Source organism: Streptomyces ambofaciens ATCC 23877 (assembly GCF_001267885.1).
Classification (GTDB): domain Bacteria; phylum Actinomycetota; class Actinomycetes; order Streptomycetales; family Streptomycetaceae; genus Streptomyces; species Streptomyces ambofaciens.
In genome coordinates this window covers 3,675,918-3,701,643 of sequence record NZ_CP012382.1, presented here as the reverse complement: position 1 = coordinate 3,701,643, position 25,726 = coordinate 3,675,918, and the positions used below count along the sequence as shown (strand labels likewise).

Sequence of the window (25,726 nt, the reverse complement as noted above, 5' to 3'; positions counted from 1 at the left end):
CTTCGGTCCAGTCGCACATCGAGGTCGCCATGGAGTCCCCCGACACCCCACCTTCGCGCGGTCAGGCCGAGGTTCAGGTGACCGCCGCGTCGCCCGAGGTCGCACGCCGGGTGGCGGAGGTCCTCCGTCGCTGCTTCGCCGCCACCGAGCAGCGCAGCTACCCCGCCAGCGACGAGGGCGGGACCCGTCTCGAACTCACCGTCGACACCACGCGCACGGCGGAGCCCGCCCGCTCATGGCTGGAATCCAGCCGGGGGACCGGCCACAGCGACGGCGAGCCCGGGCGGGACTGAGCCGGGGCCGGGAGCGGCGGCCTGTCGTGCCCCGTCCTGGGCAACCGGGCGACCCTTCAGGACAGCACCCGGTACGTCACGTGCGTGACCTGCGTCGCCGGGCGGGACCTGGTCTGTTCCAGCCGCAGGGGCGGGACGCCCTCGAAGAGGCGGGTGCCGGCGCCGAGGGTGAGCGCGGCGATGTGCAGGCGCAGTTCGTCGATCAGACCGGCGGCCAGGTACTGGTTGATCGTGGTGGCGCCGCCGAGGATCAGGACGTCGCCGTCGCCGGCTGCCGCGCGGGCGCGCGTCAGGGCGGGCGCGATGCCGTCCGTGACGAAGTGGTACGTCGTGCCGCCGGCCATCTGCTGTGGCTCGCGGGCGTGGTGGGTGAGGACGAAGACCGGTGCGTGGAACGGGGGGTCGTCGCCCCACCAGCCGTTCCAGGGCCGGTCCCACGCGCCGCGCACCGGGCCGAACATGTTGCGGCCCATGACGAAGGCGCCGGCGGCGCCCATGGCATCGACCTCGGCACGGTTCTCGTCCGGCGTGTCGAACATCCAGGCGTGCAGACCGGCGCCCGAGCCGTCGCCGCCGTCGTCGCCGAAAGGGCGCTCCTCGGTCTGGTGCGGCCCGGCGGAGTACCCGTCGGCCGAGATCGTGAGGTCGCAGATGACTCTGCCCGTGCGTACGGTCATGGCGCTCTCCTGCTCGCAGGTGTCCGCGTCCGTCCTCCCGGCACCAGGTGCCCCGCCGCAGGGCCGTCGGCTCAGCCGGCCGTCGTCAGGCGGCTCCGGCGTCCCCGCAGGGCCTGCCAGGCCGTGCCCAGGGCAAGCGACTGGGCCAGGGCCGAGACCGCGATGCCGCCGACGAAGAACCAGGCCGGCGCGTCGCCGCCCCAGGCCGCCTCGCCGAGCCACGCCACGAAGCCGAAGGCCGGGAAGGTGAACAGGGCCGGCCAGACCCAGGCGAGGGAGGCGTCGGGGGCGGTCGTGAACAGGGGTTCCAGCGCGGCGACGGCCATCGCGCCGCCGACCAGCGTGAGGTACGCGGCCGAGACGCGATTGGCGACGGTGAGGCGGGTGAGGGTGCGTATCGGGCTGGTCTTCATCGGTTCTCGTCTCCCCGTGGGTCGTCTTCCTGTCTCCAGGGTGGGACGGAGACGGACCCCCGGACCTGAGTACCCGTACTCACGTCGTGGGAGGCGACACCCAGGGGAGGCTCACACCGTCAGCGGGACCTCGTGGATCTCGTCCGCCCTGTGGCCCGCGCGTTCGTGGACGCGCTGGACCGCCTCGGCCGACGGTCCCTCGGAGAGGCAGTAGACGGTGCCGGAGGCCGGGTCCGCCCAGGCGCGTTCGAAGTGGACGTCCTCGTCCTTCTCGATCGCGAGGTCCGCCCGATGGGCCTCGTGGAGCTGGTCCGAGGTGATGTCGTGCATCCCGTGGTGCACGTCCATGAAGTGAGCCATGGTCTCGCACCCCCTTCAGGGTCTCTCCTCCCAGGATGCGCCCGGGCGGCGGACGGGGCGAGCCCGGCCGCCGCGCCACCGGGGTGCCACCGCCGTACGGCCGCGGACCGCTACCGCGTCAGCCGCACTGGCAGGGGTTGCCCGACTGGCAGCCGCAGCCGCAGCCCGAGCCGCAGCCGCACGCGGCGATCAGGGGCAGGCTGCGGATCTCGGCGGGCTGCTCGGTCGGTCGTTCCCGGGCGGGGTCGGACTGGGTGCTCGGGGAATCGGCCACGGGTTCCTCCTGAGGACGGGGACTGGTGCCTGTGCCTGGATGCCTGTGCCTGTGTGCCAGGCCCATTGCACGCCCCCGGAGGCGGTCGCATCAACGGCGCACTGGGGTGACCGCGCGCGCCCCCGGCCGGCCCCACCCCCCCGGGGGGGCACGGCCTGCGGGGGGTGGGCTCAGGCCCCCTCGGCCTGCGTCGGCGGCTGGATGTCCGCCTGGAGGTCGTCCGCGTGCTCGCCGGTGACCAGGTAGACGACCCGCTTGGCGACCGCGACGGCGTGGTCGGCGTAGCGCTCGTAGTAGCGGCCGAGGAGGGTGACGTCCACGGCCGTCTCGATGCCGTGCTTCCACCGGTCGTCCATCAGGTGCTGGAAGAGGGTGCGGTGGAGGAGGTCCATCGCGTCGTCGTCCTGCTCCAGCTGGAGGGCCAGGTCGACGTCCTTGGTGATGATCACCTCGGCCGCCTTCGCCATCAGGCGCTGCGCGAGCTGGCCCATCTCCAGGATGGTCGCGTGCAGGTCGCTCGGGACCGCGCGCTCCGGGTAGCGCAGCCGGGCCAGCTTGGCCACGTGCTGGGCCAGGTCGCCCGAGCGCTCCAGGTCGGCCGACATCCGCAGCGAGGTGACGACGATGCGCAGGTCCGTGGCGACCGGCTGCTGCCGGGCCAGCAGGGCTATCGCCCGGGCCTCCAGCTCGTGGTGGAGCTCGTCGACCCTCTGGTCGCCCTCGATCACGTTCTCGGCCAGCTTCAGGTCCGAGTCGAGAATGGCGGTCGTGGCGCGCCCGATCGCCGATCCGACGAGCCGGGCCATCTCCACCAGGCTGTCGCCGATCGAGTCCAGTTCCTCGTGGTACGCGTCCCGCATCAGGAATTCCCTCTCGTACGTCCATTTAGGGGGCTCGCACCGGCTCGGCACCGGCTCGCACCCTTGCCGTGCCCCCACGCTTACACGGTCCGGCCCGTACGCGTCCGTTTCCGGCATCTCAAATGAACCATCCCTGGCTCCAAGGTGAACTCTGGGCGACGAGTGTTCGAGGTCGCAGTCCGATGGCTGGGGCGGGACCGTTCCCCATGCCTAACCTGGACGCATGGACGTGAACGCGGCGGTCGCCGCAGCGGCAGCGATCGCCGGAGTACTCACCGGTGTCATCGCCATGCTGGCGTTCCGCTGGAGCGAGCGCGACCAGAAGCGCCCGACCCGCACCTCTCTGCACACCGACCCGGTGCTCCCGCCCGGCGTGGACACCGTCCTGTCGGTGCTCCGCTCCTCCGCGGTCGTCCTCGACGAGGCCGACGCGGTGGTGAAGGCCAGCTCGGCGGCGTACGCCCTCGGCCTGGTCCGGGGCGGCAAACTCGCCGTCGAGCCGATGCTGCAGATGGCCCGGGACACGCGGCGGGACGGAGAGATACGACAGGTCGAGCTGGATCTGCCGAGGCGGGGCACCGGACGCGGCGAGGCACTCGCCGTCTCCGCGCGCGTCGCCCCCCTCGGCTCCCGGCTGGTGCTGCTGCTCGTCGAGGACCTCACCGAGGCCCGTCGCATCGAGGCCGTACGGCGCGACTTCGTCGCCAACGTGAGCCACGAGCTGAAGACGCCGGTCGGCGCCCTCTCCCTGCTCTCCGAGGCCGTCATGGACGCCTCGGAGGACCCGGAGGCGGTGGAACGGTTCGCCGGACGCATGCAGATCGAGGCGACCCGCCTCACCAACCTCGTGCAGGAGCTCATCGACCTGTCCCGGGTCCAGAACGACGACCCGCTCGACGACGCCGAGCCCGTCCGGGTGGACGAGCTGGTCGCCGAGGCCATCGACCGCTGCCGGCACGCGGCCGGCACCAAGCAGATCACCATGGCCGCCGGAGGAACGGCGGATCTGCACGTACGAGGCAACCGCGGCCAGCTCGCCGCCGCCCTCGGCAACCTGGTCGAGAACGCCGTCAACTACTCGCCCGCCCGCACCCGCGTCGGCATAGCGGCCCGCCGCGTGAACGCGCCCGGTGGCGACCTGATCGAGATCGCCGTGACCGACCAGGGCATCGGCATCTCGGAGAAGGACAAGGAGCGCGTCTTCGAGCGCTTCTACCGCGTGGACCCCGCCCGCTCCCGGGCCACCGGAGGCACCGGTCTGGGTCTCGCGATCGTCAAGCACGTGGTCGCCTCGCACGGCGGGGAGGTCACGGTGTGGAGCGCCGAAGGCCAGGGCTCCACCTTCACCCTGCGACTGCCGGAGTCGGGCGCGTCCCGCGACCGCGCGGCGCAGCGATCCGACCGCGCCGGACTCAGCGCCGAGACCGAGCGGTCCCTCTCTTCCCCCCATACTTCCCCGTACGAAACGCTTCCCGCCCCGGAGGTCCTTCCGTGACCCGTGTGCTCGTCGTCGAGGACGAGGAGTCCTTCTCCGACGCCCTGTCGTACATGCTCCGCAAAGAGGGCTTCGAGGTCGCCGTCGCGACCACCGGCCCCGACGGACTCGACGAGTTCGAGCGCAACGGCGCCGACCTCGTGCTCCTCGACCTGATGCTGCCCGGCCTGCCGGGCACCGAGGTGTGCCGTCAGCTGCGCGGCCGCTCGAACGTTCCCGTGATCATGGTGACCGCCAAGGACAGTGAGATCGACAAGGTCGTCGGGCTGGAGATAGGGGCCGACGACTACGTCACCAAGCCCTTCTCCTCCCGCGAGCTGGTCGCGCGCATCCGTGCCGTACTGCGCCGTCGCGGCGAGCCGGAGGAGGTCGCGCCCGCCGCGCTGGAGGCCGGTCCCGTCCGCATGGACGTCGACCGGCACGTCGTGACGGTGGGCGGCACCAAGGTCGACCTGCCGCTGAAGGAGTTCGACCTGCTGGAGATGCTGCTGCGCAACGCCGGCCGCGTGCTCACCCGCATGCAGCTGATCGACCGGGTCTGGGGCGCCGACTACGTCGGTGACACCAAGACCCTCGACGTCCACGTCAAGCGGCTGCGCGCCAAGATCGAGCCCGACCCGGGCGCGCCGCGGTACCTGGTGACCGTGCGGGGCCTCGGGTACAAGTTCGAGCCGTAGAGGGACCGGCGCCCCGGACGTCCGCGTCCGGGACGCGCCCTGAGGCGGTAAGAGAAGGGCGGGACCTCCACGGAGGTCCCGCCCTTCGCCGTGCCTCGTGCCTCAGTGACCCGCGTCGGCCTCGTGCGAGGTGCCGTCCGTCGCGGTGCCGGTGGCGGACCCGCCCTCGGACCCGGCGGCGGGGGACTCGCCGGCCGCGGGCGACTCGCCGGTGCCCGCGGCGGACTCGCCGTCGGCCGGCGCACCCGAGGTCTGGCCGTCGGACGGTTCGCCGGAGGTCTCCTGCGAGGGCTGCCCCGACGCGCCGGGGGCCGCCGGGACGTCGCTCGGGCCCCAGTCGGAGAAGAAGCTCTCGGCGGGGACGACGAACGCCTTCAGGCTGACCTCACCGGTCTTGCTGAAGGTGAAGGTGATCTCCTGCGCGTTGCCGTCCCTGATGGCCTCGCGGCTGCTGGGCAGGACGGCCGAGGCGTTGTCCTTGCCGCCGATGACCACGGAACCGCCCGCCGGGACGGTCAGGCCGTTGCCGCCCTTCTCGCCCTTCGCGGGCTTCAGCTCGGCGGACTTGTCGGTGCCCTCCACGGTGATGGACTCGAGCGTCTGGTCCGTCCTGCCGTTGTTGAACAGGGTGGCGGAGACCACGGCCGGGCCGGTCGACTCCAGGTCGGGCTGCGTGATGACGATCGCGTTCTGGATCTGGAGATCACCGACGGTCGTCGCAGCGTTGTCCGGCTTGATCTCCAGCGTCTGGGCGTTGTGACCGGCACCGCACGCGGCGAGCGAGGCGATCGAGAACGCGATGGCGGCGGCGGCGAGGGCGCCGCGTCGAAGGCTGCTGCTCACGGCGGCGGCAACTCCTAGGACTCGAGCGAGACGGCGGCAACGGATAAAGCCGCCCTAAGTGACTGTCAGCGGCCTTAGGCTACCGAGCCGTTCCCGGGCGGCCGCACCCGACCCTCCCCGAAGGTGCCCGGCTTCGCCCGGCAGGCGGTAGGGCGGCGGTGGGGCCGGTGTGGGGACCGGGGTGGTGCGGGGGCCGCGGGCGGGCGCGCGGAGCGCTCCCGCGCGACCGCTTCCCGCGTCGCTTTGCGGTCGGCACTCGTCCGCCATTCACATAAGAAGCCCTCGTGATACGGGCCGGCCGCCGGTGCGCGAGATTTTCGTGAAGGAATGCGCGGACGGCCAGGAAATTGATCATCGGCGGGCCGGGCGGGGCACCTCGTGATCAATTCCGGATTCGTCCGGAACCCCGCCTCGGTCACCGAACGGAGTAGCGGAAGTCGCACGCGTGGAACCGGACATACGGCGTGTTTCGGGCAGGTGGAGGGCTTCCCGGATGTGTGTGACGTGCGCGTTTCGCCCGCCCTGAAGAGCCGCTCCGACCTGCGAATACTTTCTTCCGCTCGCCCGGCGCAGCACGTTCCTGTCGCTGTTGTCAAGCCCCGAGATATGCCCTGACCTGCGAAAACGCCATTCAGAAGACGCCGTATCCGTGTTACCCTGGATAGCCACGGAAGGGGTACCTGTCACATGACGTTCAAGGTTGGCGACACCGTGGTCTATCCCCATCACGGGGCCGCGCTGATCGAGGCTATCGAAACTCGCCAGATCAAAGGCGTGGACAAGACCTACTTGGTGCTGAAGGTCGCCCAGGGTGACCTGACGGTACGTGTGCCAGCGGACAATGCGGAGTTCGTCGGCGTGCGTGATGTGGTCGGTCAGGACGGGCTGGACCGGGTCTTCGAGGTGCTGCGCGCGCCGTATGCCGAGGAGCCCACGAACTGGTCGCGTCGTTACAAGGCAAACCTGGAGAAGCTCGCCTCCGGCGACGTCATCAAGGTCGCGGAAGTCGTACGCGACCTGTGGCGCCGGGAGCGTGAGCGCGGACTCTCCGCCGGTGAGAAGCGCATGCTCGCCAAGGCCCGCCAGATCCTGGTGAGCGAGCTCGCTCTCGCGGAGAACACCAACGAGGACAAGGCGGAGGCCCTGCTCGACGAGGTGCTCGCTTCCTGAGCCGCCTCCCGAGGTGATTCGCCTCCCGAGGCGGAACGCAGCCCGCTGCCCGCTCGGATCAGCGCACTGAAATGCCGCGGTGCCCGATGACATCTCTGCTGTCGCCGGGCGCTGCGGCATGTTCGTACCCGGATACCCGTCCCGGTACGCCCTCGTGTTCGTAGGCTCATCCCGGGGTCTCCCCCGGGTACTGGCGTGCCGGGCCCGGGCTGCTGGCTCGACCGGGGTCACGGAAGGGTCCGGTCGGGGCTTCGCGCCCGGCACGGTGAGGCCATACCCAACTAGGTCGAGCACACAAACCTGACAGGAACCGATGTCTGACGAATCGCGTCCCTCGCCCGCGCAGACGCCTCCCGGCGCCCGTACGAAGGCCCGGACCGCGGCCGTGATCCCGGCCGCCGGCCGGGGCGTACGGCTCGGGCCCGGCGCGCCGAAGGCCCTCCGCGCGCTGGGCGGCACGCCCATGCTCATCCACGCCGTCCGGGCGATGGCCGCGTCCCGGGCCGTCTCCCTGGTCGTCGTCGTGGCACCGCCCGACGGCGCGGCCGAGGTCAGGAGTCTGCTCGACGCGCACGCGCTGCCGGAGCGGACGGACTTCCTCGTCGTGCCCGGCGGCGCGTCGCGGCAGGAGTCCGTACGGCTCGGCCTGGACGCGCTGCCGCCCGAGTACGACATCGTCCTCGTGCACGACGCGGCCCGGCCGCTGGTGCCCGTGGACACGGTGGACGCCGTGATCGAGGCCGTGCGCGAGGGCGCGCCCGCCGTGGTGCCGGCGGTGCCGCTGGCCGACACGGTCAAGCAGGTCGAGCCCGCCACCGCGCCGGGAGAGCCCGAGCCGGTGGTCGCGACGCCGGAACGGGCGCGGCTGCGCGCGGTGCAGACGCCGCAGGGCTTCGACCGGGCGACGCTGGTGCGGGCCCACGAGACGGTGACCGGTGACGTCACCGACGACGCGAGCATGGTGGAGCGGCTCGGGCCGACGGTGGTGGTCGTGCCGGGGCACGAGGAGGCGTTCAAGGTGACGCGGCCCCTCGACCTGGTGCTCGCGGAGGCGGTCCTGGCGCGCAGGAGGCTGAACGATGGGTTCTGAGACTTCTGGGACTCCTGAGACTCCTGGGACTTCTGAGATCGCTGGGACTTCTGAGGGCGTGGCTTCCGGGGCTTCCGTGACCTCCGGGACGGACGGGCAGTCGCTGCCGCCGCTGCCGCAGGTCGGGATCGGTACGGACATCCACGCCTTCGAGGACGGGCGCGAGCTGTGGTGCGCCGGGCTGAAGTGGGAGGGCGAGGGGCCCGGGCTGGCCGGGCACTCCGACGCGGACGTCGTCGCGCACGCGGCGTGCAACGCGTTGTTCTCCGCGGCGGGGCTCGGGGACCTCGGGCAGCACTTCGGTACGGGGCGGCCCGAGTGGTCCGGGGCGTCGGGGGTGACGCTGCTGACGGAGGCGGCGCGGATCGTGCGCGCGGCGGGCTTCCGGATCGGGAACATCGCGGTGCAGGTGGTCGGGGCGCGGCCGAAGGTCGGCAAGCGGCGCGAGGAGGCGCAGGCGGTGCTGTCCGCGGCGGTGGGTGCGCCGGTGTCGGTGTCGGGGGCGACGACGGACGGGCTCGGGTTCCCCGGGCGGGGGGAAGGGCTGATGGCGGTGGCGACGGCGCTGGTGGTCCGCGTGGGGTGACGGTCCCTGCGGGGCTGGGCCGGGTGGTGCCGGGCGGGCGGTGAGTGGCGGTGCCGTGCGCGGCGGCCTCGTGCGGGGCTCCGCCCCGCGCCCCGCCAGGGGCTCCGCCCCTGGACCCCGGCCTGTGCCCACCCACCACCCGACTCGGTCGGGCAAGAGGCGGGCCCCGCCTCGTCCGCTCGGTCGGACGAGGAGCCGGCCCCGCCGTACCCGGCCCGGTCGGGAAGGGCGGCCTCGTCCCGTCCGCTGGGTCGGGTGAGGGGACGGTCTCGCCTCGTCCGCTCGGTCGGGTGACGGGGGCGGTCTCGTCCCGTCCGCTCGGGTGGGTGGGAGGGCGGTCCCCTCTCGGGCTCGGGTGGGGGTGGAAAGCGGGTGGGGGGAAGGGGCGCGTGGGGCCGTGTGCCCGTGGCACTGCCCGTCGCCTACTACCCTGGAGGCGTGACTATTCGCCTGTACGACACCAGCGCCCGGCAGATCCGTGACTTCGCCCCCCTCACGCCGGGCTGCGTCTCGATCTACCTGTGCGGTGCCACCGTGCAGGCCGCCCCGCACATCGGGCACATCCGGTCGGGGCTGAACTTCGACATCATGCGCCGCTGGTTCGCCTACCGCGGCTACGACGTCACGTTCGTCCGCAACGTCACCGACATCGACGACAAGATCATCTGGAAGTCGGCGGAGCAGAACCGCCCCTGGTGGTCCATCGGTTACGAGAACGAGCGGGCGTTCAACGACGCCTACGCCGTCCTCGGCTGCCTGCCGCCCACCTACGAGCCCCGCGCCACCGGCCACATCACCGAGATGGTCGAGATGATGCGCGGCCTCATCGAGCGCGGGCACGCCTACGAGGCCGAGGGCAACGTCTACTTCGACGTGCGGTCCCTGCCCGGCTACCTGTCGCTGTCCAACCAGGACCTCGACGAACTGCGCCAGCCCTCGGGGGAGGGCGAGAGCGGCAAGCGGGACCCGCGGGACTTCGCCATGTGGAAGGCGGCCAAGCCCGGGGAGCCGAGCTGGGAGACGCCCTGGGGGCGCGGGCGGCCCGGCTGGCACCTGGAGTGCTCCGCCATGGCGCACAAGTACCTGGGCGAGGAGTTCGACATCCACGGGGGCGGGATCGACCTGATCTTCCCGCACCACGAGAACGAGATCGCCCAGGCCAAGGGCTTCGGCGACGCCTTCGCCCGGTACTGGGTGCACAACGCCTGGGTCACCATGAGCGGCGAGAAGATGTCGAAGTCGCTCGGCAACAGCGTGCTGGTCGGCGAGATGGTCAAGCAGTGGCGCCCGGTCGTGCTCCGCTACTACCTCGGCACCCCGCACTACCGCTCCACCATCGAGTACAGCGAGGAGTCCCTGCGCGAGGCCGAGTCGGCGTACGCGCGGATCGAGGGCTTCGTGCAGCGCGTCACCGAGCTGGCCGGCCGGACCGTCGAGCCCGCCGCCGAGGTGCCGCCCGCCTTCGCCGAGGCGATGGACGACGACCTGGGCGTCCCGGGCGCCCTCGCCGTCGTGCACACCACCGTCCGGCAGGGCAACAGCGCGCTGGCCGCCGACGACAAGGAAGCCGCCGTCGGCCGGCTCGCCGAGGTGCGGGCCATGCTCGGCGTGCTCGGGCTGGACCCGCTGGCCCCGCAGTGGGCGGGCGAGCAGGAGCAGGGCGAGGACCTGAGGCACGTCGTCGACAGCCTCGTACGCCTCGTCCTCGACCAGCGCGAGGCCGCGCGGGCACGCAAGGACTGGGCCACCGCGGACGCCATCCGCGACCAGCTCGGACACTCCGGTCTGGTCATCGAGGACAGCCCCCAGGGGCCCCGTTGGAGCCTCGGTCCCCGCTGACCCGGGCCCTCACCGGAGTCCGGTCCCGTAGATCGATTGTGCCGCCCGGCCTTCCGGGCGGCACACTGCATGAGAAGCAAGCAGTACGCACACTCCCGTAGAGAGCGGAGACAGGTAACTCATGGCCGCGAACAACCGCCGCATGTCCGGCAAGAAGGGCGCGCAGGTCGGCAGCGGCGGCAAGCGACGCCGGGGCCTGGAAGGCAAGGGGCCGACGCCTCCCGCCGAGATGCGCAAGGGGCACGTCAAGCAGCGGGTCGCCAACGCGAAGGCGCGCCGCGCCACGGGACGCACCCAGCAGCAGCGGCGCGGCGGCGGACGGTCCACGTCCGAGCTCGTCGTCGGCCGCAACCCCGTCTACGAGGCCCTGCGCGAGGGCGTGCCCGCCTCGACGCTCTACGTCCAGCAGTTCATCGACAACGACGAGCGGGTGCGCGAGGCGCTCCAGCTCGCGGCCGAGCGCGGCGGCATCAACCTCATGGAGGCGCCGCGTCCCGAGCTGGACCGGATGACCAACGGGCTCAACCACCAGGGCCTCGTCCTCCAGGTCCCGCCCTACGAGTACGCGCACCCCGAGGACCTGGTCGCCGCCGCCCACGACGAGGGCGCGGACCCGCTGATCGTCGCCCTCGACGGCGTGACCGACCCGCGCAACCTCGGTGCCGTCGTCCGCTCCGTCTCCGCCTTCGGCGGCCACGGGGTCGTCGTGCCCGAGCGGCGCGCGGCCGGCATGACGGCGGGCGCCTGGAAGACGTCCGCCGGTACGGCCGCCCGTACGCCGGTGGCCCGCGCCACCAACCTCACGCGGGCGCTGGAGTCGTACCAGAAGGCCGGGATCACCGTCGTGGGCCTCGCCGCCGACGGCGAGGTCGCACTCGGCGACCTGGAGGCGCTGGACGGCCCCGTGGTCGTCGTGGTCGGCAGCGAGGGCAAGGGCCTGTCCCGCCTCGTCGGGGAGACCTGCGACTACCGGGTGCGGATTCCGATGCCGGGTGGTGCCGAGTCCCTCAACGCCGGTGTGGCGGCGGGGATCGTGCTCTACGAGGCGGCGCGCCGACGGGCGTGAACGAGGGTTCGACGCCGTAGCCCGTACGGGGTGTTCCGGATGGTCCGGACATGCTTGACGCTGTCCGGACAGATCCGGGCGGTCAAGGCAGTGTCCTAACGACACATCACTCGGTTAGATGAGTGTGGACACCAGAACACCCCGCACACCCACGGGGGACCGCTCGTCGGGAATCGACGACGCTCCCGCGCTGAGCATGGTGAAGGTGCCGAGCGATCCGGCCCAGGTCATCGTCAATCACGCGAGTTTCCGCGTGCAGCTCGGTGCCTCCGCGCGGCGGACCCGGTCCCCGCGGATCGCGCGGCACTTGAGCGCCACCCAGGACACCGCCCGCATGCCCGTCGTGGGCACCGCACAGAGTCCTGCCGCCCCGGCCGCCGCCCGCCGCCGCGCCGTCGTCTGGAGCGGACGCTCCGACCCGGACGACACCGGCGCCCACCGGCTGCTCCAGGCGGTGCGGGCCGGAGCCGGCCGGCACGCCGTGGACCAGGCCTCCGACGCCCCGGCCGACGCCGGGGCCACCCAGGTCATCCACCGCGTCGGCGTCGACGGGGGCGCGCCGGGCTACGACGGCTACGACGGCTACGACGACGGCCCCGCCACCCAGACCCTCGAAACCCCCCTCGTCGGCGCCCAGCGGGGCCCCGTCCCCGACGGCACCCGGCTGCTGCCCGCCATGCGCACCGTCGGCAGCGCCTACGACGAACCCGCCTACACCGGCGAGGACTTCGACCCCGGCCCCGACGGCTACGGCGACGGCTACGACGACACCGAACCGGCCGAGCCGCGCACCAGGCGCCACGCCGACGACCCGGCGCGGCACGCCTACTTCCCCGGCCGCCGCATGAACCTCGGCGTCGTGCTGCTGCCGCTGCGCGTCTTCCTCGGCTTCATCTCCATCTACGCCGGCATGGGCAAGCTCTGCGACCCCGTCTACTTCGACGGCGGCGAACGCGGCTCCATGGTCAAGTGGCTCAACACCCTGCACCCCTGGGACGTCGCCGAGCCGCTGCGTCAGTTCGCCCTCGACCACCCCGTCGGCGCCGGCCTCGTCATCGCCTTCCTCCAGGTGCTCGTGGGCGTCCTGACGGTCTTCGGCTGCTGGCAGCGCGTCGCCGCCGTCTTCGGCGCCGGCCTGTCCGCCGCGCTCCTCGTCACCGTCAGCTGGAAGAGCGTCCCCGTCTACGACGCGCCCGACATCATCTACCTCGCCGCCTGGTCGCCGCTGATCATCGCCGGTGCGCCCGTCTACTCCGTGGACGGCCGGCTCGCGGGCAGCGCCTGGCGACGGCTCGGCCCCCGCGCCGACATCTGGGACCTGCGCCGCTACGTCCTGCGGCGCGGCGCCCTCGTCACCTTCCTCGTCGCCGGTGTCACCCTCCTCGTCGGCTCGCTCCTCGGCGGTGCCGTCCGGGACGCCGACCGCGTGGTCGTCCCCGGCCCCGGCGAGGCACCGCGCAACGAGCTGCCCGGCTCCCCGCTCCCGCAGGAGCCCGGCACGCGCGAGCCGAAGTCCCCCGAGGCCTCCGCCTCACCCACGCAGGGCGCCACCAGTGGCGCGGCGACCCCCTCCCAGGACGCCGCGGCCACGGCCGGGGCCACCCGTGACAGCGGCGGCACCGCCCCCGGGGGCACCGTGCCCAGCCAGACCCAGGGCACCACGGGCCAGGCCCCGCCGCAGCGGTCCACCCCGGCCGGACAGGCGCCGAGCACCACCGCGGGACCGACCTCCGGCGGCACCGCGACCGGCGGCGGCAGCGGTTCGACCGGCGGCTCCGGAAGCGGCGGCGACGGCGGGGACTCCTCCACCACCGGAGAGCCCGGCAGCCGCCTGGTGGGCGGCCTCCTGGGCTAGCCGGCCGGGCCGGTCCGGCCCCCGCCACGCCAAGGGCCCCGCACGTCGTCCGTGCGGGGCCCTTCTACGTGCCAGGGGTACCGGGCGTGCCGGGGCCACCGGGGGTGTGCCAGGGGCGTACCGGGCCGTCGGGGCACCGGGAGGACCCGAGGAGCCGGGTCGGGCGGTCCGGAGGTCTCAGCGGCCCAGGGCGGCCAGTTCGCGGGCCGCCTCCGTGAGGTCCTTCGCGGTGTCGATCGCCCGCCAGTAGGAGCCCTGCGGGATCGGGAAGCCGGCCAGCCGGCGCTCCCGGGCCAGCCTCGGGAAGGTCGTCCGCTCGTGGTCACCGCGTTCCGGGAGCATCGCCGCGAACTCGGGCGAGAACACGTACACACCGGCGTTGATCTCGAAGGTCGACGGCGGTGCCTCGATGAAGTCGGTGATGTGACCGAAGCCGTCCGTCTGCACGGCGCCCCAGGGCAGCCGCGGACGGGCCATGGAGAGGGTCGCGACGGCGTCCCGCTCGGCGTGGAAGTCGGCCATGTCGCGCAGCGAGAAACGGGTCCAGATGTCACCGTTCGTGGCGTACCAGGGCCGGTCCGGGTGCGGGAGACGCGCGGCGGCGTACTTGAGGCCGCCGCCCCGGCCGAGGGGCTCGGTCTCGACCACGGTGGTGACGGAGAGCGGCAGGTCGGCGGTCTCCAGCCACTGCTGCAGCACCTCGGCCAGATGACCGCAGGAGACGACGACGTCCGTCACGCCCTCCTCGGCGAGCCAGTCGAGCTGGTGGCCGATGATCGGAGTGCCCGTGCCCGGGATCTCGACCATGGGCTTGGGCCGGTCGTCGGTGTAGGGACGCAGCCGGGAACCCTGTCCGCCGGCCAGGACGACGGCTTGAACGGGGCGGCGGGACGCGGCGTTCGGATCGGTCATGCCCGAACTGTACGCGGCGCCCCACCGGCCGCCGAAGGGTGATCAGCCGTGCGCGGCCAGCACGCCCGAGGCGAAGGCGGTGTCGCAGACGGGGCGCGCGTAGGACTGGGCGCGGGTCGGGCCGTACACCTTGACCGCGGCGCGGCCGAGGGCGCGGGCGAGGGACGCGCAGTGCCCGGCCAGCGACGGGCGCTCGTTCACGGCCTCCTGGAGGTGGGTCAGGGCGACGCCCGGGTCCTCCTCCTGGAGCTCCGTCAGCAGCCGATCGCGCAGCACCTCGTGCGGCGCGCGGGCGGCGGCCCGGGAGGAGGCCTTGGCGGAGGAGGCCTCCGACGCGGCGAGCACCGAGTCGGAGGGATCCCCCGACCAGTTGACCCGGGTGACCGCGAGGGTCCCGGAGAGCACCAGGACCACGGGCAGGACGAAGGCGAGAGAGCGGCCGATCCGGCGGGCGGGGCCCCGGCCGCGTCGCGTCTGTCGGTTGCTGGAGTGCTTCACGGAGTGCTTCACGCGAGTGAGGGTAGCGCCCGGTAATGATTTGGCGACATTTAGTCACCCCTTCGGGGGATGAAGAGAAGCCCCGAAGTGGGTAGAGGGTTGACGCGCAGCGCACGAAAAGTCCGTTGTGCCGGGGTATTTGTCGACAACGCAAAGAGCCCCGCAGCAGGCCGCGGGGCTCTTTGCGTCAACGCGGGTGAATTCACCCGGCAGCGTGGTTTCCCGGTGCCCCGGTTTCGGGGCCGAGGGGTCAGTCGGAGAGGCGCTCGCCCGTGGAGGACGAGAAGACGTGGCTCTCGCCCGGACGCGGCACGACGTGGACGGTCGCGCCCTTCTCCGGCACCGCGCGGCTGTTGACGCGGACCACGAGGTCCTTGCTCTCGCCGCCGACCTCGACCGTGCCGTAGACGTAGCCGTCGGCGCCGGTCTCCTCCACGACGTTCACGGAGACCGCCATGCCCGCCGGGGCGTCCTCGGTGTCCTTCGACAGGGTCGCGGTCACGCCACCGCCCAGCTCGACCACGTCGAAGTGCTCGGGGCGGACGCCGACGGTGACGGTGCGGTCGCCCTTGTCGGCGGCGGCCTTCAGGGCGTCCCGGTTCACCGGGACCACGCTGTTGCCGAACTTCACACCGCCGTCGGTGATCGGGACCTCGATCAGGTTCATGGCGGGGGAGCCGATGAAGCCGGCCACGAAGAGGTTCGCGGGCTTGTCGTACATGTTGCGCGGCGAGTCGACCTGCTGGAGCAGGCCGTCCTTGAGGACCGCCACGCGGTCGCCCATCGTCATGGCCTCGACCTGGTCGTGGGTGACGTAGACGGTGGTGATGCCGAGGCGGCGCTGGAGCGAGGCGATCTGCGTACGGGTGGAGACACGCAGCTTTGCATCCAGGTTGGACAGCGGCTCGTCCATGAGGAACACCTGCGGCTCACGCACGATCGCGCGGCCCATCGCCACACGCTGGCGCTGACCACCGGAGAGGGCCTTCGGCTTGCGGTCCAGGTACTCGGTGAGGTCGAGGATCTTCGCGGCCTCCTCGACCTTCTGCCGGATCTCCGCCTTGTTGACGCCGGCGATCTTCAGCGCGAAGCCCATGTTGTCGGCGACCGTCATGTGCGGGTACAGCGCGTAGTTCTGGAACACCATGGCGATGTCCCGGTCCTTCGGCGGCAGGTGCGTGACGTCGCGGTCGCCGATGCGGATTGCGCCGCCGTTCACGTCCTCGAGCCCCGCGAGCATGCGGAGCGAGGTGGACTTGCCACAGCCGGAGGGGCCGACGAGGACGAGGAACTCGCCGTCCTCGATCGCGATGTCGAGACCGTCGACGGCGGGCTTGGTGGAACCCGGGTAGACACGGGTCGCCTTGTCGAACGTAACAGTGGCCATGGTGATGGGCCCCCTTCTACCGGCAGGAACGTGCCGGACGATCCGTTGTAGGAAGGTGGTGTGGTGTAGTCCACACGGGTGGACTGGCTCAGGACGGTACCTGGCGTTCACCTGGTCTGTCAGTACCTGTGGGCCTGTGAACTTCGCCGAAATTCTCGCATCACATCGTTCACCGGCTCTGTGTACAGTGGAGCCTCCGCGCGTGCTGCCGCGCGACGCCTCCTTAGCTCAGCTGGTCAGAGCGCCGCTCTTGTAAAGCGAAGGTCGTCGGTTCGAATCCGACAGGGGGCTCGCAGGAACGTCAGGCCGGAGGCCCTGCCGCCCAGTGGGCGGCAGGGCCTCCGTGCTCGTGGGGTCCTACTTTCCCGGCGGCAGCGGTTCCTGCTCGCAGACCGCGCCGCGCTCCGGGAGCCTCCCGTCGAGCAGGTAGGCGTGGACGGCGTCCCGCACGCACCCGTTCCCGCCGTCGAAGGCGCCGTGGCCCTCGCCGCGGTAGGTGAGCGTGACGCCGACGTCCTCGCCGAGGCGCTCGGCCATGCGGGCGGCGCCCTCGTAGGGGGTGGCGGGGTCGCCGGTGTTGCCGACCAGCAGGACCGGTGGGGCGCCGGGGGCGCTCACGTCGGGGTGCTCCGCCTCGCCGGGGACGGGCCAGCCGGAGCACGTGAGGGCGGTCCACGCGAGACCGGGGCCGAACAGGGGTGACGTCCTGATGAATTCGGGCAGCCTCCGCCGCACCTCGGCCACGGTGTAGCGGCTGCTGGAGTCGGCGCAGGTGATGGCGCGGAAGGCGTCGTCCTCGTTGCTCTCGTCGGTGTCGGTGTCGGTGTCGGTGTCGGTGTCGGTGCCGGTGCCGGTGGCGCCGGTGTCGTCGGTCGTGTCGCCGCCGGCGCCGTGCTGGCCGAGGGACTGTGCCAGGTCCAGCAGGACGTCGCCGTCGCCGTGGGTGAGCGCCTCCAGGCCCACCAGGAGCGCGGGCCAGAAACTCTGGCTGTAGAGCGAACCGCTGATGGCGTCGACGAGTTCGTCGCCGCCGAGTTCGCCGCCGTGCGAGGTGGGCAGCGGAGTCTCGTCCAGGTCGGCCGCGAGCGCGACGGCGGTCTCCACGATCGCCTCGGTGTCCTCGCCGAGCGTGCAGCGCTGCTGGACGCACCAGGCGGCGAAGTGCTCGTAGGCCAGCTGGAATCCCCCGGCCTGCCCGAGGGCCTCCGCCATCATGTCGCGGGTCGGGTCGACGACGCCGTCCAGCACGGCCCGGCCGACCTTGTCCGGGAACAGGTGGGCGTAGACGCCGCCGAGTTCGGTGCCGTACGAGACCCCGAAGTAGTGGAGCTTCTCGTCGCCGAGGACGTGGCGGATCAGGTCCATGTCCCGGGCGGCCGCCGTGGTGCCGACGTGCGGGAGGACGGCGCCGGAGTTGCGTGCGCACGCCGCGGCCGTCAGCCGGTTGAACTCGACCAGCGCGGCGGTCTCGTCGCCGCCGTCGTCGGGGGTGTCGTCCGTCTCGGCCTCGGCCTGCTCGGCGGCGTCGGCGTCCAGGCAGCGCACGCCCTGGCTGTCGCCCACGCCGCGCGGGTCGAAGCTCACCAGGTCGTACCGGGAGCGGAGCTTCTCGTAGTCGGGGGCGAGGCCGGGCAGGGCGGCGACGCCGGAGCCGCCGGGGCCGCCGAAGTTGAAGAGCAGCGAACCGATGCGGTCGGCACGGTCGCCGCCGGCGCGGGCCCGGATCAGTGCGATGCCCGTGGACTCCCCGGAGGGCTTCTTCCAGTCCAACGGCGCCCGCAGGGTGGCGCACTGCCACCGGGTGCCGTCCGGGAGGGGGGCGGGGGCCTCGCCGCCGCCCTGGACGGGCGAGGGGGCCGGGCAGTCCTTCCAGTTCAGTGTCTGTCCCCGGAAGGGGGCCTCGTCCTGTCGGCCGCTCGCCGTGCCGCCGTGGGCGCGCCGGTCGCCGTCCCGCGCCGCCGGCGCGCAGGACGCCAGGGAGCAGGCGAGCAGGGTGGCCGTGGACAGCAGGGCAGCGGTGGGTATCGCTCGTGCTGAGGGCATGGCCTCAGGCTCTTGCCGGGCGGCCGGTGCCGCACGGCACGGCGTCCATTCGGCGGAAGCGGCCCCCGCCGGTGCCGGGCGGGGGCCGTCGTGCGGGTCCGGCGGACCGGTCAGGAGCGGTTCGCGCTGGACGGGCCGAAGAACTCGATCTCGGCGATGGCGACCTGCTTGTCGGCGGAGGCCGCGTGGGCCGACTCGATGGTGAAGCGGACCTTGGTGACCTCGCCGACGCGGAAGGGGCGGCGCTGGCCGCCGGCTCCCTGGTCGAGGGTGAGGTCGCGGGTCGTCGTACTGCCGTCCTTCGTGGTGATGGTCGCCTCGACCCGGTGCGGCAGGGCCGACTCGTTGAGCTTGTCGGCGTGGGTGGAGACGCCCGGCGTGATGATCAGGTCCAGCAGGCGGGTCGGCTCGGTGAAGCGGGCCTCGATCCACTCGCCCTGGCCGGACCGCGAGATGCCGGGCCCCCACCAGGTGTTGCTGCGCTTGTCGAAGACGAGCTGCGGCTTGTGGCCGGTGTAGGAGCGGGAGGCCGTGACGGTGTCCGGGGCGACGGGGGCGCGCTTGGCGAAGTGGTCGCGGGTGGCCTGGACGCCGTCGGGGACGTAGACGAAGCCGAGGACCGCCAGGGTGACGACGACGGCGAGGGTGATCCAGGTGCCGATGCGGTCGAACACCCGGCGCAGGCGCGGGCGGTCGCCGGCCCAGGGCGTCTCGCGGCGCCGGCCGCCGAAGAGGCGGCGCCACCAGGGAGCGGGCGCGGTGCTGTGCTCGCCGGTGCGGGTCAGGGGCATCGCGCAGCGGGCGCAGTAGTGACGGTCGGGCCGGTTGGGCGTGGAGCACCAGGGGCAGGGCGGCCCGTTCGCGATGTCCGGCTGGTGGCCGGGCGCGCGTACCTGGGGCCGGTCGGCGTCGGGGCGGCCGGGCAGGACGGGGGCGACGGCGGGGGGCGCGGCGGGGGCGGGGGCGTTCGGGTCGGCGACGGGGACGAGGAGGGAGCGGGCGCGGTCGGACATGGTGTCGGTGAGGGCGTTCGGGGGCGGGGCGGACGCCATCGGGGTGGTGGGGGCGGTCTCGTCGACGCCGGGGGTGCGGGGGCCGGTGGCGGAGCCGCGGGTGCCGGTGGCGGGCGTGCCGTCCGGCCGGGCGGCGCCGGGGGGCGCGGCGGGTCGGGCGTCGCCGGCCCCCGCGGCGTCCGGCCCCGGTCCCCGGGTCCCGGCCGATCCCGCGGCGGCAGCCGCCGCTGCGGCTCCTGCGGCCCCTGCGGCTCCCGCGGACCCGGTGGTCGCGGCTCCGGTCGGCCGGGGGGTGTGGTCCGGGCCGTCGGCGGTGTGGTCCGGGGCGTCCGGTGCGTGCGCCGTGGCCGGCGTGGCCGCGGCCGTCCCGCCGGGCCCGTCCGCGTCCGCCGGGCGGCGCGGGTGGGGTACCACCGGGGTCTCGTCGGTGTCGTCGTCCCGCCTGCCGCCGGTGGGCTCCGGGGCGGGCAGGCCGGGCCGGGCGGGGGGTACGCCCGTGCCGCCGGGGCCGGGGCGCGAGAAGGCGTCCCAGCCGGGGCCCCGGTCGGGCGAGGAGGCCGCCGGTCGCGCGGTGCGGGGGCCGGCCTGGTCCCAGCGGAGGACGGCGCCGCACGCGTCGCAGAAGGACTGGCCCGGTTCCGCGCGGGTTCCGCACTCGGCGCAGTTCTGGGTGGTCATCTCTCCGGGGTCCTTTCGGAGGCGGTCACTTCGACGGTGTAGGGCATGTGGGCGGGGCGGGCGGCGGCGACGAGCCGGTCCAGGCGGTGGGTGTCGGCCGGGGACGGGTCGGGCAGCCGCAGGGCGACGTGGAGGCGGGGGCGCGGGGTGCCGGGGAACGGGCCCAGGGGGCGGGCGTTCCACGCGGCGCCGCCGCTCTCGGTGATCTCGGGTTCGACGCCGAAGGCGAGCCGTACCGCCTCGGACAGGCCGCGCCGGGTGCCGCGTACGCGGTGCAGGCGGGCGGCGGCGGACACGGCGGCGCGCAGCCGCTCCTCGGGTTCGGTGCCGTCGGTCTCCGCGCCGACCCAGGTGCCGAGCCAGCGGGCGAAGTCGGCCGGGGTGAGGGCCGGGTCGAAGTAGGCGTCCAGGCAGTCCAGGACGTTCAGGATCGGGGCGAGGACGTCGTCGAGGCCGCCGACGAAGCGCTGGGCGAGGTCGTCGTCGGCGAAGACGGCCGGGAGCATCGAGCCGATGGGCAGCGAGGAGCCGAGACCGTCGACGGACCCCCGGTGGGAGCCGGCCGTCATCCGTTGTCCCCGATCACGCGGACCCGGTGGTCGAAGGAGAAGACCAGCGCGGGTGCTCGCAGGTCGATGCGGTCGGTGGGGTCGCCGCGCTTGCCGGTGAGCGGGTCGGCCGGGTGCAGGACGACCTCGTCGACGAGTTCGACGCCGGGCACGCGCTGGAGCACGGCGAAGACCTCGCCGGCCTGCACGGGGCGCCCGAAGGGCCAGCCCCTGCCGTCCGCGCCGCCGGTGAGCGGGTCCAGGTGCCGGTACAGGGCGTCGTGGGCCTGGCGGCGGACGCGGTCGGTGTCGACGCCGCGGAAGGCGTGCACGGTCGCGACGACGGTGACGCCCTGGTAGTACGGCGGCCCGACGGCGAGGCGGGTGCCGATCAGCCGGCGTTCGTCGAGGTGGCGGGTGATGCGGCCCAGCAGGGCGTCGCCGGGGACGAGTTGCTCGAAGCGGAGCCGTCCGCCCGGGTCGGGCACGGCCTGCGGGACGACCAGGACGCGGACCGCGTAGGCCCCGTGGTCGCCCTCCTCGCCCTCCAGGCAGGTGATCCTGGCGGTCTCGGGGGCGGCCCGGCGGGCGAGTTCCTCGTAGTCGCGCAGGGTCACGGCGCGCTCCTGGGCCCGCAGCGTGATCGGCGCCCGCAGCTTCGCCTCCTCGACGGTCTCGCCGTCGACGCCGCCGCGGGCGGCCTCGCGGTTGACGACCTCGGAGACGTACGGGATGGAGGTGCGCAGCACCTGTACGGCGCCGCGGGCCACGTTGCCGGCCCGGCCGCCGCCGGTGCGGTAGCGGCGGGCGCGGACGACGGCGCCCTTGGGGGCGACCGCGCCGTACTGGCGCAGGGTGCCGTCGGCCTCGCGGACGGCGGGACCGAAGGCGATCCGACCGGTCGCGGCGTCCAGGGTGATGTGGTGGTCGCCCGGCCGCGAGCCGGCGAAGTGCGGGACGACCTGCCAGTCCTGCCAGCCGTCGTCGGCGGCGGTCTGGAGGTGGACGGGCGGGTCGTCGGCGACGACGGGGGCGTGTTCGAGCCGCAGGTGCTGGCCCGGCAGGCCGGTGGACTCGCCGAGGGCCTCGTCGTGCACGGTCTCGGCGTGCACGGTGCCGGTGGTGCCGCCGATGGTGTACGCCTCGGCGGAGTGGATGGTCGGCGAGGTCGTGTAGAAGGGCTGGCCGGGCAGGGGGTCGGTGACCCGGCAGCGTATCCAGCCCGCCTCGTGGCCGCCGTTGCGGGACAGGACGTGGCCGCCGGGAACGTGGAGCACGATGTCGCCGGGGCGGTTGAGGCCGCCGGTGCCGTCCCGGTCGACCTCGCAGGGCTGCCAGCCGTCCTCCGTCCAGGCCTCCCAGACCAGGGGCGGCTGCCGGGGGTCGACGCCGACGCCGTCGACGCGGCTGTCGAGTTCCAGGGCGAGCGCGCAGTGCGGGGTGGCGGCGGTGAGGCCGATGAGCATGCAGTCGCCGGGGGCCGGGGCCTCGGAGAAGCACATCAGGTGCTCGCCCTCGGCGAGGTCCGTGGTCCGGTCGGTGACGGCCTCGCCGCGGTGCTGCACCATCAGCCGGCCGAGCGCGCACGGTACGACGGTCAGATCCCCGACGGTGGCGAAGACGACGGCCTCGTCCCGGTCGGTGCGCAGGGTGGCGACCTCGGTGCCGGCCGGGACCAGGACCGCGTCCTCCTGCGGCGCGGACAGCCAGAAGGTGACGTCCGTGCGGGCGGCGGACGGCGGGAACAGGGTGATGCCGACCAGGTCGAGGAAGGCGAGGTGGTTCTTCTCCGGTACCCGGTTGAGCCGGTAGACGATCTGGTCGGCCATGTGGGCGACCGTCTCGACGAGGGTGACGCCGGGGTCGGAGACGTTGTGGTCGGTCCACTCCGGGGCGCGCTGCTGGATGTAGCGCTTGGCGTCGTCGACGAACTGCTGGAAGCGGCGGTCGTCGAGGTTGGGGGAGGGCAGGGACATCAGCGATCGCTTTCGGGAGAGCCCGGGAGGCCCGCGGGGCCGGCGGGACCCTCGGTGAGGTCCGGCTCGTCGTGGGAGGGGATGACGTAGAACGGGAAGACCAGGCTGCGCGGGTTGTTGGTGCCGCGGATCGAGTAGCGCACGTCGATGTAGAGGACGCTCTGGTCGCCGCCGGTGGTGACCTCCACCTCGTGGACCTCGATGCGCGGCTCCCAGCGGTCCAGGCTCGCGTACACCTCGTGCTGGATGCGGCCGGCGGTCTGCTCGTTGACCGGGGCGAAGACCAGGTCGTGGATGGCGCAGCCGAACTCGGGGCGCATCGGCCGCTCGCCCGGGGCGGTGGCCAGCACCAGCTGCATGGCCTCCTCGATCTCCCGCTCGCCGCTGACCAGGGCGATGCCGCCGGTGGGCCCGATGCGCAGCGGGAACGACCAGCCGGAGCCGACGAACTGTTCGGCCATCAGGGGGCCTCCTGCCTTCCTCGGGGGCGGTTCATGAGGCACCGGGCACGGGGATCGTCATGACCTTGAACGACGGGGACAGGACCGAGAAGCTCGCTCCCACGACCCGCGTCGTGGCGGAGTTGAGCTGAAGGCTGGCGCCGCCGGTGATGTTCGTGGCCGCCCCGCTGGTCAGGCTCGCGGCGGCGCCCGCCGCCAGGTTCAGGGCGCCTCCCGCGTTCACGCCGATCTGGCCCGCGCTGCGCATGTTGATCACGCTGCCGCCCTGGAGGGTGAGCGGGCCGCCGCTCTTGATGGTCAGGGAGCGCCCGGCGCTGAGCGACAGGCTGGTGCCCGCCTCCACCGACACCGAGCGGCTGCCGGTGATGCTGACCGTGCCCGCGCTGTCGATGGTGATCTCGGTCTTGGTGCGGTCGAGGTTGATGGTGAGCTTGTCGTTGCCGCTGGCGATGCGGACCCCCTGCTTGCGCCCGCCGGTGCGCTGGCTGAGCAGGTCGACGCGGTTGCCCTGCCGGTCGGACAGGGTGTGCCGGACGGCCTTCTTCTTCAGGCCGTCGTGCAGCGGGACATCGACCCTGGTCGGCAGGTCCCGGCCGTTGTAGAGCCCGCCGATGACGAACGGGTGGTCCAGTGCCCCCCGGTCGAAGGCGACCAGCACCTCGTCGCCGACGTCCATCGGGAAGACCCCGCCGCCGCCCACGCCGCCCATCTGCACGCTGCGCGTCCAGTCGCTGACGTAGGTGTCGTCCAGCCACGGGAACTGGAGCTTGACCCGGCCCTGTTTCAGCGGGTCCTGCACGTCGGTGACGAGGGCGTTGGCGACGCCGGGCAGCCGCGCCGCGCTCGCCGGGTCCGCGCCGCCGCCGCCCGAGGCGAGCCCGTACAGGGAGCGCCACTGGCGTCCGCTGACGGTGATCCAGGACTGGTAGGGCTCGCTGTCGCCGAAGTGGTGGCGTACCGAGGTGACGGTGTACTTGCCCTCGAAGGGCTTGCCGACGTCGCTGAGCGCCACGGGTACGCCGGGCCGCAGGTCGGGGCTGCCCTTCACCGCGATCTCCAGTTCGGCGAAGGAGGACGTGACGTCGGCGGCGAGGGACCGCGCGGCGTGCCGGACCTCGTCCTGGCGGTCGTAGGGGGTGGCGGTCTCGACGAGCTTGGCGGCCTTGAACTTGCCGGCGGCCTCGCCCGGGGTGGAGCCGATGGTGATGCCCGGGTCGGTCGTGGCGGGCGCGACCTCGGTGATCTTCTTCTTGGTGGTGACGTTCCAGCCGCGCGACTCGACCTTGCCGGTCTGGTCGGCGGCGGTCACCGCGGCCCGCAGCCGCATGATGTCGTGCCGGGCCTGGAGGACGAAGGCGCTCTGGTCGCCGTCCGTCTTCGGGGAGGGCGCTCCGGCGGAAGGGGTCGGCGTGACGAACCGGAACTTCCCCTTGGCGTCCACCGACATCACCATGTTGTTCTCGTCGGCGAGCCGGGCGAGGAAGTCCCAGTCGGTGACGTTCGACTGGCTGATGAACCCGTAGGCGCCCTTCGTCGGCTCGATCCGGCCGATGGACACGCCGTCCATGGCGGCGAGCCGGCGGGCGATGTCGGAGGCCTTCTGGTTGCGGTAGGCGGCCACGCGGCGCTGGCGCATCATGCGGTGCCCGAAGTCGTAGCCGCGGATCACGGTGTAGCTGCCGGTGCCGTCGTAGTCGGCCTCCATGGCGGTGACCTCGCCGGTCAGCAGGGGCTTGCCGACGCCCTGGCCGTCGGCGACCGGGGTGATGACCACCCGGGTGCCGAACTGCACGTTCAGCTTGCCGAGGACCAGGTGGTCGGGGTCGCGGAAGGTGATGCGGAAGGCGGCGGGCACGCCGATGCCCTGGTCGACCCAGCCGTCGACGAGCATCAGGGCGATGTCGTCGGGCAGCTTCGCGGCGCCGATCCGGACCTGGACGATGCTGGAGAACGCGGGGCGCACCATCAGTGCGGCACCTCCTCGGCGGCGGGCAGCATGAGTTCGGTGCCGGTCGGCAGGCGCGCGGGGTCGTCGATGCCGTTGGCCTCGGCGATCGCCCGCCACGCGCCCGCGCTGCCGTACTCGCGCCAGGCCAGCGACTGGAGCGAGTCCCCGGCGACGACCCGGTGCACCCGCTGGGCGGTGAGTGCGCCCGAGGTCGGGTTCTGCCCCCGGGTCGGGCCGGGGATCTCGACCAGGTGCACCTGGCAGGTGGCGCGGATGGGGATACCGGTGGTGCCGAAGAGGGTGTACGAGGCCTCGACGGAGGCGACGTACGCGGTGAACCGGGCCGTGGAGAAGGAACCCCACTCGAAGACCACCCAGGGCGGTGACGGCTGGTCGGCGGCGAGGCTCTTGGCGGTCACCTCGCAGCAGCGCAGCAGCGACTCGACCTTCTTCAGCACCGTGTTGCCGCCCGGCCTGGTGGAGGAGTCCAGGAAGATCTCCAGGGTCATCTCCCGCGGCTCGGCGCCCATGAACTGCGGCTTCGCGGCCTTGCGCACGGCCGCCGTCGGCGTCGCCTTCCACTGGGTCCGCTGGGTGAGGGAGAGCTGGGCCGGGTTGAACTCGAAGCCGAAGGTGCGCATCAGCGCACCGGGTGTGGTGGTCGTGCCGGTGGGGGGTTCGTGAATGGCGAGGTTGGCGCGTACGAGGCTCTTGCCGGCGCCCTTGCCGCTCTTTGCCATGGGTCTTCCTCTCTGCTCCGCGGC

General features: G+C 73.1%; 25 protein-coding genes and 1 tRNA gene. 10 read left to right on the top strand and 16 right to left on the bottom strand.

Annotated features, from left to right (window positions below; genetic code table 11):
- The first annotated feature begins 29 nt into the window (after positions 1-29).
- Positions 30-293 carry a hypothetical protein gene (locus SAM23877_RS16410; protein ID WP_053142549.1) on the top strand — a complete coding sequence of 88 codons (264 nt, stop codon included), beginning with the start codon at positions 30-32 and terminating at the stop codon, positions 291-293.
- 56 nt (positions 294-349) lie between these two features.
- On the opposite strand, the gene SAM23877_RS16405 is transcribed toward SAM23877_RS16410, so the two are convergent.
- The 5 genes from SAM23877_RS16405 to phoU all read right to left on the bottom strand — a co-directional run bounded on the left by SAM23877_RS16405 (position 350) and on the right by phoU (position 2,877).
- Positions 350-970: a dihydrofolate reductase family protein gene (locus SAM23877_RS16405; RefSeq protein ID WP_053133206.1), complete on the bottom strand. Its 621-nt coding sequence runs from the start codon at positions 968-970 to the stop codon at positions 350-352.
- 71 nt (positions 971-1,041) lie between these two features.
- Positions 1,042-1,383, bottom strand: a complete 342-nt coding sequence (locus SAM23877_RS16400) for an SCO4225 family membrane protein (RefSeq protein WP_053133203.1) — start codon at positions 1,381-1,383, stop codon at positions 1,042-1,044.
- Positions 1,384-1,494: 111 nt separating this feature from the next.
- The gene (locus tag SAM23877_RS16395; RefSeq protein ID WP_053133200.1) at positions 1,495-1,743 is read right to left on the bottom strand and encodes an SCO4226 family nickel-binding protein; all 249 of its coding nucleotides are present in this window, start codon (positions 1,741-1,743) and stop codon (positions 1,495-1,497) included.
- Positions 1,744-1,861: 118 nt separating this feature from the next.
- Positions 1,862-2,017 carry a hypothetical protein gene (locus tag SAM23877_RS40245; protein ID WP_167355231.1) on the bottom strand — a complete coding sequence of 52 codons (156 nt, stop codon included), beginning with the start codon at positions 2,015-2,017 and terminating at the stop codon, positions 1,862-1,864.
- A 170-nt stretch (positions 2,018-2,187) separates the two neighbouring features.
- Complete coding sequence (gene phoU / locus SAM23877_RS16390) at positions 2,188-2,877, bottom strand: phosphate signaling complex protein PhoU (RefSeq protein ID WP_053133197.1); 690 nt, start codon at positions 2,875-2,877, stop codon at positions 2,188-2,190.
- Between the two features lie 223 nt (positions 2,878-3,100).
- Here phoU and phoR point away from each other — a divergent pair, with 223 nt between their 5' ends.
- Positions 3,101-4,372, top strand: coding sequence for a two-component system sensor histidine kinase PhoR (gene phoR / locus SAM23877_RS16385; RefSeq protein ID WP_053133194.1), 1,272 nt, complete (start codon positions 3,101-3,103; stop codon positions 4,370-4,372).
- A gap of 5 nt (positions 4,373-4,377) precedes the next feature.
- The gene (phoP, locus tag SAM23877_RS16380; protein WP_466113876.1) at positions 4,378-5,049 is read left to right on the top strand and encodes a two-component system response regulator PhoP; all 672 of its coding nucleotides are present in this window, start codon (positions 4,378-4,380) and stop codon (positions 5,047-5,049) included.
- Positions 5,050-5,151: 102 nt separating this feature from the next.
- Here the strand turns inward: phoP and SAM23877_RS16375 are convergent, their stop codons facing one another.
- Complete coding sequence (locus SAM23877_RS16375; RefSeq protein WP_053133191.1) at positions 5,152-5,892, bottom strand: copper chaperone PCu(A)C domain-containing protein; 741 nt, start codon at positions 5,890-5,892, stop codon at positions 5,152-5,154.
- A 687-nt stretch (positions 5,893-6,579) separates the two neighbouring features.
- Between SAM23877_RS16375 and SAM23877_RS16370 the strand changes: the two genes are divergently transcribed.
- The 6 genes from SAM23877_RS16370 (at position 6,580) to SAM23877_RS16345 (ending at position 13,498) form a co-directional block, all read left to right on the top strand.
- Positions 6,580-7,062 carry a CarD family transcriptional regulator gene (locus SAM23877_RS16370; protein ID WP_003953493.1) on the top strand — a complete coding sequence of 161 codons (483 nt, stop codon included), beginning with the start codon at positions 6,580-6,582 and terminating at the stop codon, positions 7,060-7,062.
- A 313-nt stretch (positions 7,063-7,375) separates the two neighbouring features.
- Positions 7,376-8,152, top strand: a complete 777-nt coding sequence (ispD, locus tag SAM23877_RS16365) for a 2-C-methyl-D-erythritol 4-phosphate cytidylyltransferase (RefSeq protein WP_053133188.1) — start codon at positions 7,376-7,378, stop codon at positions 8,150-8,152.
- 58 nt (positions 8,153-8,210) lie between these two features.
- Positions 8,211-8,738 carry a 2-C-methyl-D-erythritol 2,4-cyclodiphosphate synthase gene (gene ispF, locus SAM23877_RS16360; RefSeq protein ID WP_053133185.1) on the top strand — a complete coding sequence of 176 codons (528 nt, stop codon included), beginning with the start codon at positions 8,211-8,213 and terminating at the stop codon, positions 8,736-8,738.
- 438 nt (positions 8,739-9,176) lie between these two features.
- Positions 9,177-10,577: a cysteine--tRNA ligase gene (cysS, locus tag SAM23877_RS16355; RefSeq protein ID WP_053142546.1), complete on the top strand. Its 1,401-nt coding sequence runs from the start codon at positions 9,177-9,179 to the stop codon at positions 10,575-10,577.
- A gap of 121 nt (positions 10,578-10,698) precedes the next feature.
- Positions 10,699-11,643 carry a 23S rRNA (guanosine(2251)-2'-O)-methyltransferase RlmB gene (rlmB, locus tag SAM23877_RS16350; protein WP_053133182.1) on the top strand — a complete coding sequence of 315 codons (945 nt, stop codon included), beginning with the start codon at positions 10,699-10,701 and terminating at the stop codon, positions 11,641-11,643.
- Between the two features lie 118 nt (positions 11,644-11,761).
- The gene (locus SAM23877_RS16345) at positions 11,762-13,498 is read left to right on the top strand and encodes a DoxX family protein (RefSeq protein WP_162492106.1); all 1,737 of its coding nucleotides are present in this window, start codon (positions 11,762-11,764) and stop codon (positions 13,496-13,498) included.
- A 177-nt stretch (positions 13,499-13,675) separates the two neighbouring features.
- Here SAM23877_RS16345 and SAM23877_RS16340 read toward each other — a convergent pair whose 3' ends face one another.
- The 3 genes from SAM23877_RS16340 to msiK form a co-directional block, all read right to left on the bottom strand.
- Complete coding sequence (locus SAM23877_RS16340; protein ID WP_053133177.1) at positions 13,676-14,410, bottom strand: nucleotidyltransferase family protein; 735 nt, start codon at positions 14,408-14,410, stop codon at positions 13,676-13,678.
- 42 nt (positions 14,411-14,452) lie between these two features.
- Complete coding sequence (locus SAM23877_RS16335) at positions 14,453-14,908, bottom strand: hypothetical protein (protein ID WP_053142544.1); 456 nt, start codon at positions 14,906-14,908, stop codon at positions 14,453-14,455.
- A 250-nt stretch (positions 14,909-15,158) separates the two neighbouring features.
- Positions 15,159-16,295, bottom strand: a complete 1,137-nt coding sequence (gene msiK, locus SAM23877_RS16330; RefSeq protein WP_053133174.1) for a diacetylchitobiose ABC transporter ATP-binding protein MsiK — start codon at positions 16,293-16,295, stop codon at positions 15,159-15,161.
- Between the two features lie 217 nt (positions 16,296-16,512).
- Between msiK and SAM23877_RS16325 the strand changes: the two genes are divergently transcribed.
- Positions 16,513-16,586: transfer RNA gene (locus SAM23877_RS16325), tRNA-Thr, on the top strand.
- Positions 16,587-16,652: 66 nt separating this feature from the next.
- Here the strand turns inward: SAM23877_RS16325 and SAM23877_RS16320 are convergent.
- The 7 genes from SAM23877_RS16320 to SAM23877_RS16290 form a co-directional block, all read right to left on the bottom strand.
- Positions 16,653-18,338, bottom strand: coding sequence for an alpha/beta hydrolase (locus tag SAM23877_RS16320; protein ID WP_053133171.1), 1,686 nt, complete (start codon positions 18,336-18,338; stop codon positions 16,653-16,655).
- Positions 18,339-18,448: 110 nt separating this feature from the next.
- The gene (locus tag SAM23877_RS16315) at positions 18,449-20,029 is read right to left on the bottom strand and encodes an NADase-type glycan-binding domain-containing protein (RefSeq protein ID WP_053133168.1); all 1,581 of its coding nucleotides are present in this window, start codon (positions 20,027-20,029) and stop codon (positions 18,449-18,451) included.
- Positions 20,026-20,598: a phage tail protein gene (locus SAM23877_RS16310; protein WP_053133166.1), complete on the bottom strand. Its 573-nt coding sequence runs from the start codon at positions 20,596-20,598 to the stop codon at positions 20,026-20,028. Before SAM23877_RS16310 ends, SAM23877_RS16315 begins: the two co-directional genes overlap by 4 nt.
- Positions 20,595-22,553, bottom strand: a complete 1,959-nt coding sequence (locus SAM23877_RS16305) for a putative baseplate assembly protein (protein WP_053133163.1) — start codon at positions 22,551-22,553, stop codon at positions 20,595-20,597. Before SAM23877_RS16305 ends, SAM23877_RS16310 begins: the two co-directional genes overlap by 4 nt.
- A complete protein-coding gene (locus tag SAM23877_RS16300; protein ID WP_053133161.1) occupies positions 22,553-23,014 on the bottom strand; it encodes a GPW/gp25 family protein in 462 nt (153 codons plus the stop codon). Before SAM23877_RS16300 ends, SAM23877_RS16305 begins: the two co-directional genes overlap by 1 nt.
- A gap of 31 nt (positions 23,015-23,045) precedes the next feature.
- Positions 23,046-24,980, bottom strand: a complete 1,935-nt coding sequence (locus tag SAM23877_RS16295; RefSeq protein ID WP_053133158.1) for a VgrG-related protein — start codon at positions 24,978-24,980, stop codon at positions 23,046-23,048.
- Entirely contained in the window at positions 24,980-25,702 is a 723-nt protein-coding gene (locus SAM23877_RS16290; protein ID WP_053133155.1) for a CIS tube protein, read from the bottom strand. Before SAM23877_RS16290 ends, SAM23877_RS16295 begins: the two co-directional genes overlap by 1 nt.
- Positions 25,703-25,726: the final 24 nt, after the last annotated feature.